This window comes from Citrobacter cronae, assembly GCF_016893685.1.
Lineage (GTDB): Bacteria > Pseudomonadota > Gammaproteobacteria > Enterobacterales > Enterobacteriaceae > Citrobacter > Citrobacter werkmanii.
Genome location: NZ_CP069763.1, coordinates 4,141,674 through 4,151,914 on the forward strand (window position 1 = coordinate 4,141,674; position 10,241 = coordinate 4,151,914).

Genomic DNA, 10,241 nt, shown 5'->3' on the forward strand with positions numbered 1-10,241 from the left:
TCAGCGACCAATGACCACYAYCTGTCCACCACCACCTTCATCCCGCGTGCTGATTTCCTGGGAGATCGTGCGGGAGCCGACCAGCATTTCACCGTATAACACCGGCAGGGCATTACCCTGCGCCACCATGTTGTCCAGTGACGAAAAATAGGTGTTCTGTCTGCCGTTATCGGTCTGCCGGGATGAGGGGATTTTTGCCTGGGGTGTCAGCATCTGCGCCACACCGCCCAGCATCATGGCCACCCCCATAGAAAACAAGACTGAGGATGCTGAAATAGCACCGGCAGATAATGCGCTCCCCCAAAGAGCAAGAGTTGCCCCGCCAGTTAAAATTGATGCGCCGATTGCCACGGCACCCAGCACAACCTGGAACAGACCACCTTTTCCAGCCCCTGCCATACGCGGCACAATATGAATAATGGCCCCGTCCGGCAGTGACTCATGCAGACGGGCTGACACGCTGGCTTCATCCACATCCTGACCGGCGATGCGTATCTGATACCAGCCATCATTCATTTTCTGCCGGAAGCCCGGTATCTGCATGGCCAGCGCGTAAATGGCCTCGGCCCCCGTTTTTATACTGAGGCTGAAGCGGCGGCCAAATCGTTGTAAATCCCCGTGAAGGCAGATTCGTGCCATGCCTGGTGTCGCCAGATTGAGTGTGTGCGGCGTTGCCATTTGTCGGTATACCTCTCGCGTTTACTGAGCTGATCAGGAATATGGTGCAACAGTTCGCCGTCGCCGCAGTAAATCGCGGCATGGTTGGCAACCGATGAACCAAAACAACAAATCAGAATGTCTCCGGGCTGTGCCTCTGCGGCATTCACGCGGTAAAAACCGGTCGCCTCCAGATTATCCAGATAGAGATTATCTCCCTGCTTCCACCAGTCCTCCCCCCGCGCAAAATCCGGCATCTCAATACCCGCCAGATGGTACGCATCGCGGAACAGGGTGTAACAGTCCGTCACGCCATGCTCAAATGCCCGCCCGGTGAGAAAAGGCATGCAGCGAAATTTGTATATCCGGTCATCGCAGACCAGCCACCACGGCAGGCCACTTTGCACCTGCAGGCGGCGATCAACATCGCTGAGGAACGGCAGGCCATCGGGATGGCTGTGTACCAGGGCCACCACATCGCCCGCCGCCTGCGCCTGGAGGTAATCTGCCGGATCCATACGGAAATACAGGGTCGGTTCAGCGGAAAGATTCTGGCAGGGAAAATACCGCTCCCCGGCAGTCGTGTTCACCACCCAGCCGCACGATTCAGCAGGCGCACACGCAGCAGCATGCGCCAGGATAGTTTTTTTCATGGGTATATCCATCAGGAAAGACGGTTAATGGAGAGGAAACAGCCAATGCGCGGCAGGTTATTACGCAACTCGCAGCCAGTACGGCATTTACTGCAGGCATCTTTTGCCGGGTCTGCCGTGGGCTTGTCAAACTCATCCGCCACAGGCGGACCGGCATAGCCACACTCATCAGAACGGTAGGTCCAGCTGCAGACATCAGCCAGCATGATCCGCGCCGGAAACACGCTGCCGTCCGTTTCGGTCGGTGTGGCCAGCACAAAAGTCGCCGTGGTGGCTTTCAGTTCGGATAACTGTTCTACCTTCCAGCGACTGACCACTTCCTGTTCCGGATCGGCCTCCGGGTTGCCGCCTGTAAAGTTCACCGCATCGAGAAAACGGGCGTATACAACATGCCTTACCACCGTGGCACCGACGAGGCTCTGCATATCTGCCGCAAGTCCCGTAACCATGCCAAACAGGTTCGACACTGCCAGCGTCGGGCGGGCGGAAGTTCCTTTCCCCACCAGGTCGAATCCTGTTCCCTGTATCGGGTAAACATCATACTTCCGGCCCTGCCAGGTGACCGGCTCGCCCTTCTCGTTCGCTTCATTTGAAAAATAGTAACGCTGGCCACCAAAGGCCGTCAGGTCGATTTCCCACAAATCAATGCGGGCCGACTGCTCGGTTTTCGTGGTTTCGTTGAGGGTGTTCTGAGGTATATCCTGCATAAGGATCCTTAAGCAATAACCTGCTCAAATTTACAGCTGAAATCAGAATACGTGACGTTGTCCGTAACAGACCATTCCCGGCAGACAACTTTAATCGTGCGGTTGTATTTTGGCGGTCGCCACAAAAAGGCTTTATATCCTCCGTGCTCGACCAGAAACGCTTCAAGTGCGGTGCGGGAATTGTCCGACGTGATACGGAAAACAGGCTGGAAGTTAATTAACTGATGGTTAAGTCCGGTCGGGCGACGTTGCTCATAGCCATCCCCAAATTTAATGGTTGTCACCGAAGGGGAAAGAGAAGACGGCATCCCCTCCCTGGGTACCCAATGAAAAGTTTTCACTTATCCTCCCGCCAGCATGCCGCCATCACGGCCCTGAGTTCTCAGGATACTCATGACACGCGTGTCGACCATTTTGACCAGCATCTGCGATGCCTGCGGCCCTATCTGCCCGTTTTGCCCGTCATTCTGAATAATAATGTGATACTCAGGTGAATAAACAATCCCCCCATTCATACCACCACCAGAGGAACCCGGCTCACCCAGCGCCCTGACACCCAGCGTACCGTCAGTTGTTTTTGCCAGAGGCATAATGGCTTCCGGACCTGCTTCACCAAACACGCCTGCCCCCTTTGCAAAAGCAAATAGGGTCGGGCTGTCATAGATGCCGTTACTGTAGGCACTTAATGAAGGTGAGTCATAAACACCGCCCTTCTCATTAAAACTAAAACTGCTGCCAAAACTGCTGATGGCCGTGCCGGTACTCGCGGTTGCTGCACCGCCAAAAAGACTGCCGCCGATGCCCATAATGGATTTCAGGATGGTGTTGGTAATCAGCGCCTGCGTTGCCATATCGACAAGGTTTTTAATCACCGACTGAGTCAGGGAGGCAAACAATCCAATCATACCGTCCCGAAGTGATTGGGTGTTTACCAGCATGCCTGTCAGCATGTTGGTGGAACGCTCCTGGGTGGTCTCTAACATGCCAACAGCGAGGCTGTTCAGGTTTCCCTGCGATTTATACAGTTCAATCGCTGTCTGGTACTGCGCATCCGCAGAATCCTTGTCAGCCTTTTGCTTCAGCAGCTCGTACTGCTCTTTATTGATCGCATCGTTCTGGTAAAAAGCCTGCAGTAGTGACTGACGCTCGGTCAGTTGATTGCGCAGTTTTGCCAGCGGATCAACCGTCCCGGCAATATCAATCAGAGGGGCAGACATTGCCGCTGCCTGTGCCTGTAACAGTTCGCGGGCCGTACTTTGTGCCAGCGTGATTCTGGCCGTCTGGTATTCCTTTTCATCCAGAAGACGGGCATCCAGGAGCGACTTCAGCTCCTGGCTCGCTTCGCGCTCTTTCGTAAGAGTTGCTCTGGCTGGCGCATACTGTTCTGCCAGTTCGAGGCGCTGTTTCTGATAGTTTTCAGCATTCAGCAGCAGCGTCTTCTGAATATCGGCCTCGCTGGCTCCGTCAGCGCGGGCGGCTTCAAGGAGTTTTCTGGCGCTTTCCTGCTCCTGCAGGTTGATACGTCCGAGACTCGAGGCATGTGCCGCTTCGATTTCACGCCGCAGTTGCTCATACTGGTTAACCTTTGCCTTTTGCCCCTTACCCGTATCACCGCCTTCCCCGGTCCAGGGGGTATCAGGTTTATCGCTCCCTGTTTCATTCCCTGGTTTATCAGGCTTCGGCGTGGGATCGGTTTTCCCTGATTTAGCCTGTTCTATGGCCTCTTTGACAATTTTTTGCCGTTCCTTGAGGAGTTTTAACCCCTGCTCAACGGCATCCAGATCCCCTTTGTAGCGGGTTTTATCATTCTGTACGCCTTTAAGTTGTCCGAACGGATCGAAGCCACTCAACCCATCAATACGGCTTTCCGCATCCTGAATTTCTTTAATCAGTTTGTTCCGCTGAATAACCTGATTCTCAAACTGTTCATCAATGTCCAGTTGCTTCACATTGAGCTGGTTAAGCGACAGTTTTTTTAGTTCTTCATTCGTTTCAACGACAGCATTTTTCAGGTCAATCGCTGACTGACGGGCGTTCTTCGCCTGATTATGGAAATATAGCAACGCCGAACCGGCAAGCATCGCTGCCCCCACCGGACCGCCCACCAGTGCCAGCGCCCCTCTGGCCATACCTACTGCTGCAGAGACTGCGCGGGCTGAAACGGAAAGCTGTTTATTGGCTGCATTCAGCTGGTTCTTTGCCTGGGTGGAAAGCAGTGTCTGCTCAGTTTCCTGGCGGATTAAGCGGTTAAACTCGCTCTGGTAACTCACGTTAAGGCCAAATTGCCTGGCGCTTTTCTCCATTTCCCGATAACGCCCGAATTCTGCGTTATTCTGTGCCAGCGTGGCGGCGGTACTTTCCAGCGTTTTTCGCGCCATATCGGCCTGCGCCATCGCGCTGGCCCTGACCGCCTGCTGCTGCTCAACCCAGGCACCGATGTTCCCCCTGATACCTGCCGTCAGTTTTGTCGCCAGAACAGGAATCAGCGTATACAGCGCAACGCTGGCGACCGTATTAAAATTATCCGTCAGGCCATTAATGGCATCGGTAACGGTCTGAACACCACTGCGCAGCGGACCGTTTCCGCTCTGTCCTACCTTAATAATCAGACCTTCAAAAGCCGAAGTCAGGCTGAGAAGATCGCCGTTCAGGTTATTTACCCTGATTTCGGCCTGCTCATGCGCGGTCTGCGTACCGGTCAGGGCGGCAGTCAGCGACTCCACCTTCTCGCGGTTCTGCACCAGGATGGATGCCGCGCTGAGATTTTCCACCCCAAACAGCTTTACGGCCTGCCTGGTTGACAGGTTTTTTCCCGCCAGGTTCTCCAGCGCCTGGCTCAGCCCAACAACAGAAGGCTTCAGGGTTTTATCGGTTCCCTTCTCCAGATTCAGGATCACGTTACGCAGCGCGGTCCCGGCCTCGCCGCCTTTAACCTCGCGCTCTGCCAGTACCTGTATGGCAGCATTGAGGGTTTCAAAACCCACGCCAGCCTGTGCCGCTGCCATCCCACCATTTTTAATCGCGGCAGCAGTATCGGTTATCTCCGACGAACCAAATTTCGCGCCAGCAGCCAGCACGTTGATATACCGGTCGGCTTCACTGGCTCCCGCCCCGAACTGGTTTAATGACAGGGCCAGCGTTCGGGTGGCATCCGGAAGCGTGGTCCCTGCAGCCTGAGCCAGCGTTAACGCGCTTTTGGTCGCCGCTGTCAGCCCCGCAGAGGTACTCAGCAGTTCAGGCTTTGCCGAAGCCATCAGTTTAATGGCCTCGGCGGCCTGTGATGCGCTGTATTCCGTTGTGCGGCCCATTTCCTGCGCCGCCTGATCGTACAGTTTCATCTGCACACTGGTGGCACCGGTGATAGCCTGCAAATCCGACAACGACTGGCTGTACTGCCGCGTGGTGCTGATAATGGTGCCCAGCGATAACCCCGCCCCGGCAAAACCTGCCAGCCTGCCAGCCAGCCCTGATACCGAAGCAGAAACCCGCTTATAGGCATCCTCCGTCTTTTTCGCATCAGCCCGGGCATTGCGGTTAAACTGGCGTGACTGACTCTCAGCGCTGCCGTAGGCGCTCATCAGCTGCGATTTAAAGTTCGCTGCATTCAGATGCAGCCCAACGGCAAGAGAGGCAACGTCACCCATTACATTAATACCTTCATGACTACCGCACACTGCGCATCCAGACTCTGGTTCGCTGCTGCGGTGGTGGATTTAACAGGGGGCGGGTTATTGTCAGAACCTTCTGGCGAAGGCTTTTTGAAAATGCCCTGTTTTAGGAAGAAAGCACGCCAGTGGAAAAGCGTGTCAGCCGGAAGCGCCGCAATTTTTGACGGGTCAGGCTCGCCCCAGCGGTCGGCCAGCCAGAAAATCAGCTCCAGCCAGGGCGAGTCACTCAGTTTTTTTCGGCGGTTTCCAGCTTACCGATGGCGTGCTTTTTCACTTTGTCGATGGCATCCAGAAGCACAACGTTATCGTGTGCCGCCAGCAGCTCCTTCGCTGTGGGTTTGTCTTTGGCTTTAATCGGCGAGCCGTCAGGTTGAACCAGGCTGTCGATAACAATCTGTACGCTCAGCTCAGACGCCATGCGGGCATTGCCAGAGGTCTGCGCCTCGATGAGTGCATCTTCATGATCAATAAGCTCAGCCGCCGTCAGCCGACGCAGGTAAACCTTTGTGCCTAAAATTTCAGTTTCAGTAGGCGTGGATTTCGTTTTGAGCAGTGCATTTTTCAGTGCGGAGAGGCTAAATTCAGACATGGTGTATCCTGTTTTTCAGACGAAAAAAAACGCCCGGAGGCGGTGTGTAACGGGAAACGGATTACGCTCCGGCATCTGGCGCCGGGGCGGCGATCCCCCATTTAATGTTGTTTTGCTTACCCTGCACCGTAATCTGGATAACTTCACTGGCAGGGGCGGTGATTTCGTTCATCTGCCAGCCTGAAAGCGCAAGGATCATTGAGGCCGTTCGTTTGTTCGGCAGCTCAATATAAAACTGAACGGTCTTACGCTGTTCCGCTGCATTGAGGAATGCGGTGAAATCTTCGTTTTCCGGGTCGTCAATGAAGCCCAGCGATTTCTCCGGCCCTTCCGGCAGGTCTGACACCGACTGCTTACTCTTGTCCAGCAGGGTGGTACAGTCGACAAATCCTCCCGTCTGACCTGTCGCGCCCAGCGCCTTGCAGTTAATCAGCGGTTTCAATGCCGCTACAGCGGCTCCTACCTCCCCAAACTTCACCACCGTCCCGGCAGGAAGCATTGCGTACTCAGGGGATGATTTTGGCGTGTTATTTTCATCAGCCATAATGATTCTCTCTTAAATAGTGGGCAGCGGTTGCTACCTGTTCTGAATGCCATTGCGGATTTCTACGGTCAGAATGCGCAGAACCTTCTGGACGTTGTAATCCAGTGCCGGACGGATGAACGGATCGGCAACTTGTTTAACCGTCCCGAACTCCTGGGCCAGCGCTTTCATGTAATGCTTTTTGCTGGGGCCAACCCGAAGGTTTACCACCGTATTTCCGCGACCTTTCCGGGTGGAAGAGCGAATTTTGATGGAATCACGCATATGCTCTGCAGAGGACGCATCGTCGAAGCCGGCATGTTGTTTCATGTCTTCTTCCACCACTTTCAGCGCCTCACGCCCTGCATCACGTAACACCTTCGTGYCGACCTTTTCACCGARCGCRRTAAGCTGCCRCTCCARCTCGTCCAGCCCTTTTACGTCCATAGTGATCATGGTGAGGCGTCCCGGTAGTGAAAGGTAAAATCCCGCACGAGCCGGTACTGAATATTGCCGCTGGTCAGTACCGTTTTACTCTGCTGTATTCCACCACGGACCACATTCTGCACGGGAAAACCCTCCAGCTGGCCATGCACGATAGCGGTCCATTCCGCGCTGATTTTCTTATCCAGCTGTAACAGGCGGGTGTAGTCATTAAGCAGATGAATCGCTATCTGGAAGCTGCCCGCAATCAGACCTGTGCGCAACAGTCCGGCGTACAACTCCGGATCGGAAATACACTGGTAAGTAATCCCCTCCTGCAGCTCATCAGGCAGGAGCAGAGGATAAACATCCAGCCCGGTCAGGCGTTCAAGTGCTGTCTTTAATGCCAGCTCGATCATGACGTGCGTCTGCCTCCCCTGTGATGATGATGCGGTCCGCAAGACGTTCGACGTTACGAACGGTATAAACCCGGTCAGACGTCGTTATTTTCCAGTCGATATCAATATTCAGGTTCGGATGAGTGGTAAAAAGACACGTTTCAACAACCTGCTGTTGATCCAGTGTGCGGACCTTTCTGCCCGATACCAGCTCGCGCTTCGCCCAGGCTTTCCCGGTCGCGACCAGTTGTTCCGGCAGATGTTCACCCAGCGGCCCCCGGCCGGATTGCATATACCCAATCGAAAGACGGCAGGTCATTTCTTCCGGCTTCAGGCTCATACCGTGTTCTCCTGCAACGGGAAAAGAAGGTGCCGGACCGCAGCCGTCTCCAGCCACTGACCAGTGAAACCATTCAGATACGCATCCCCGACCAGATACTGCATGGCAAGCTGGATATCTTCATCCGCCACAAAACCGCGTACCCCTTCCGGCAGCGCCTGCAGTTCGTCATCGCTTCCCACCAGTTTGCAGTAGTAGTCACGCTCAATACTCTTCTGCGCTGCCGCCACCATTTTAGTGAGCATGTCGTCATGCTCCGTGAAATCCGGCTCCAGACGGAGCTGGGTTTTCACATCATCCAATGTCAGTATCATGGTCATCGGCTCCCTTGCGGGGACTCAGCGCCTTTTCCGCATCTTCTGGCCATACCGCAATATGGCGTTCAACCAGTTTCTCTGCGTACTCAGCATCAAAACAGGCCGTATCACCGCGTGAATAACGATGATAGGGTCCCAGGAAAAAAACCGCTTTCCGCGCCACTTCTGCTCCCGTCAGGCCCGTGGCCCCGTTTGTTTCACTTCCGGTCAGATCAACACCTGTATCACCTGAACCCGCTGCAGTATTCTGACCGCCATCCCCGTCCACTGTATTTTCCGGCGTCAGTTCATCCGGCTTTTTCACATCACCGGCTGCAGCCGCCGCTGCCGCTGCTTTTGCCGCTTTCGTCGTCATCGTTTTGCTCCTGAAATGAAAAAACCCGCTGCTGCGGGCCTGGGGAATTACGTGCTTTTACGCTGTGCGACCGTGGTCGCACAGCGTGCAGGACAGCACTTTTGTCCCGAGAACAAGACCTTCCGGATGACGGAAGCCGATATCGTGCTCCGTCACCACGCGGATCAACGACTGGTTACGGGAGAACGCGGAAACCAGATTGCCATCCCCGTCCTGGTAGGAGGCTTCCTGCGAGAACGACACCTTCATGTTGCCGTCTTCACCGATAACCACATCATTAAAGTCAGCGAAGTAAATTTCCGACTCTTTACCTGCGTCACCGAGGTTTGCCGGGATAGCGCTGGTACGCTGAATCTGAAATCCCTTCAGGATCCCCTGCGCCATTTCCGGGTAGACCTTGTTACCGTTACCTTCGCGCAGACCGAACAGTTTCATGTAGGTACGGTTCGACATACCCCAGCCGCAGCTGATCATGTTACTGTTGCCGTCCATAGCCATCAGGATGATGCTGTCGAGATAGGTATCAATCGTCTGCAGATTAACCTCTGCAGCAGCTTCCCACGGCAGCAGGCGGTTCCACTCAGTTGCCCGCGCTTTCATACCGACAGGCGTATCACCGGTACCGTCATCGCGCATAAAGGCTTTATCTTCACGAACAGAAATCGCGGTCAGAATATCCTGCAGGACCAGCTGCTCTACGTTGTAGCCAGCACGACCAATCAGCTGGTTGGAGATTGGCACCATCGCAATCATAGTTTTCGCAGTGAGTTTCACATCATCAAAGCGGGCTACTGATACTTTCGCATCCTTGCCTTCCCCGGTGTAGCTCGCCGTCGCACCACCAGCCAGACGCGGCAGCGCCATATTGCCGTTCGGCAGCGGAATGGAGCGCGCGCCCAGCTTACGAACGATAGTGCGATCGCGCAGCAGTTCGATCACCTCGCTGTGCAGGTTTTGCGGAATAAGAACGCCACCTGACGCGGCGGCAGTGTTGATGGCCATCGAGACAGACTGGTCATTCAGTTCTTCAGCTGCAAATTTTGCAGCGTCCTGGACATTACCCTGTGCTGCCGCAATCGACATCACCAGACGGGTCATGCCTGCGCCGGTATATTGCTTTGGCTCTGCCTTAATGCTGATACCAGGAGCCTGCTGTGTGGCTTTAACCGGTTTGGCGACAAGCGCTGCAGCACGTTCAGCCGCTTCCAGACGCTCAATCTTGGCGCTGATATCCGTGAACTGCTGCTGCAGGCTGGCAAATTCGGTTAACTGCTCCGCTGTCAGCGTACCGCCACCAGTTTCTACTGCCGCCAGTACCTGAACCTTCTGATTAATACCCGCACGTTCACGACGCAATTCTTCAATATGATCCATGTTTTTTCTCTCTTTTTGGCATAAAAAAAGCAGCCTGTTGGCTGCTTTCTGGTAATGACGCGTTAGCGCCGGGTTACATTCTGGTTTGCAGGTCCATCGCGGCTGCCTGCAACTTTATGGAAGTGGTTTGTTGAGGTTGTTTGTACTTTGCCGCAATGGCATTAATTGCGGACTGAGGATCCGAAACTTCATCGGCAAGACCAGCAGAAATGGCATCAGCGCCGAAATAGAGTCCCG

Annotated in this window: 13 protein-coding genes and 1 pseudogene; all 14 read right to left on the reverse strand. The window is 54.5% G+C overall.

From position 1 onward, the window contains the following. Complete coding sequence (locus JSN25_RS17910) at positions 1-678, reverse strand: tail assembly protein (protein WP_204525202.1); 678 nt, start codon at positions 676-678, stop codon at positions 1-3. After that, entirely contained in the window at positions 576-1,310 is a 735-nt protein-coding gene (locus JSN25_RS17915) for a C40 family peptidase (protein ID WP_159122000.1), read from the reverse strand. Before JSN25_RS17915 ends, JSN25_RS17910 begins: the two co-directional genes overlap by 103 nt. An 11-nt stretch (positions 1,311-1,321) precedes the next feature. Then, entirely contained in the window at positions 1,322-2,017 is a 696-nt protein-coding gene (locus tag JSN25_RS17920) for a phage minor tail protein L (protein WP_115489621.1), read from the reverse strand. Positions 2,018-2,025: 8 nt separating this feature from the next. Further along, positions 2,026-2,358, reverse strand: coding sequence for a phage tail protein (locus JSN25_RS17925; RefSeq protein ID WP_079224576.1), 333 nt, complete (start codon positions 2,356-2,358; stop codon positions 2,026-2,028). After that, positions 2,359-5,661 (reverse strand): phage tail tape measure protein, encoded by a 3,303-nt coding sequence (locus JSN25_RS17930; protein ID WP_204525203.1) that lies wholly within the window; start codon positions 5,659-5,661, stop codon positions 2,359-2,361. A 250-nt stretch (positions 5,662-5,911) separates the two neighbouring features. Next, on the reverse strand, positions 5,912-6,274 hold the full coding sequence (locus tag JSN25_RS17935; protein WP_032949492.1) for a phage tail protein: 363 nt from the start codon (positions 6,272-6,274) through the stop codon (positions 5,912-5,914). Between the two features lie 61 nt (positions 6,275-6,335). Then, positions 6,336-6,818, reverse strand: a complete 483-nt coding sequence (locus JSN25_RS17940; protein WP_003832379.1) for a hypothetical protein — start codon at positions 6,816-6,818, stop codon at positions 6,336-6,338. A 33-nt stretch (positions 6,819-6,851) separates the two neighbouring features. Next, on the reverse strand, positions 6,852-7,253 hold the full coding sequence (locus JSN25_RS17945) for an HK97-gp10 family putative phage morphogenesis protein (protein WP_204525204.1): 402 nt from the start codon (positions 7,251-7,253) through the stop codon (positions 6,852-6,854). Further along, positions 7,250-7,639: a hypothetical protein gene (locus JSN25_RS17950; RefSeq protein WP_204525205.1), complete on the reverse strand. Its 390-nt coding sequence runs from the start codon at positions 7,637-7,639 to the stop codon at positions 7,250-7,252. Before JSN25_RS17950 ends, JSN25_RS17945 begins: the two co-directional genes overlap by 4 nt. Further along, positions 7,608-7,958: a phage head closure protein gene (locus JSN25_RS17955; protein WP_003832373.1), complete on the reverse strand. Its 351-nt coding sequence runs from the start codon at positions 7,956-7,958 to the stop codon at positions 7,608-7,610. Before JSN25_RS17955 ends, JSN25_RS17950 begins: the two co-directional genes overlap by 32 nt. Continuing rightward, positions 7,955-8,272 (reverse strand): head-tail connector protein, encoded by a 318-nt coding sequence (locus tag JSN25_RS17960; protein ID WP_003832371.1) that lies wholly within the window; start codon positions 8,270-8,272, stop codon positions 7,955-7,957. The genes JSN25_RS17955 and JSN25_RS17960 overlap by 4 nt, the downstream gene beginning before the upstream one ends. After that, a complete protein-coding gene (locus JSN25_RS17965; RefSeq protein WP_044700565.1) occupies positions 8,253-8,630 on the reverse strand; it encodes a hypothetical protein in 378 nt (125 codons plus the stop codon). Before JSN25_RS17965 ends, JSN25_RS17960 begins: the two co-directional genes overlap by 20 nt. A gap of 57 nt (positions 8,631-8,687) precedes the next feature. Continuing rightward, positions 8,688-10,004, reverse strand: coding sequence for a phage major capsid protein (locus tag JSN25_RS17970; RefSeq protein ID WP_204525206.1), 1,317 nt, complete (start codon positions 10,002-10,004; stop codon positions 8,688-8,690). Between the two features lie 73 nt (positions 10,005-10,077). Next, positions 10,078-10,241 (reverse strand): annotated as a pseudogene (locus JSN25_RS22390) (S49 family peptidase); the annotation flags it as partial.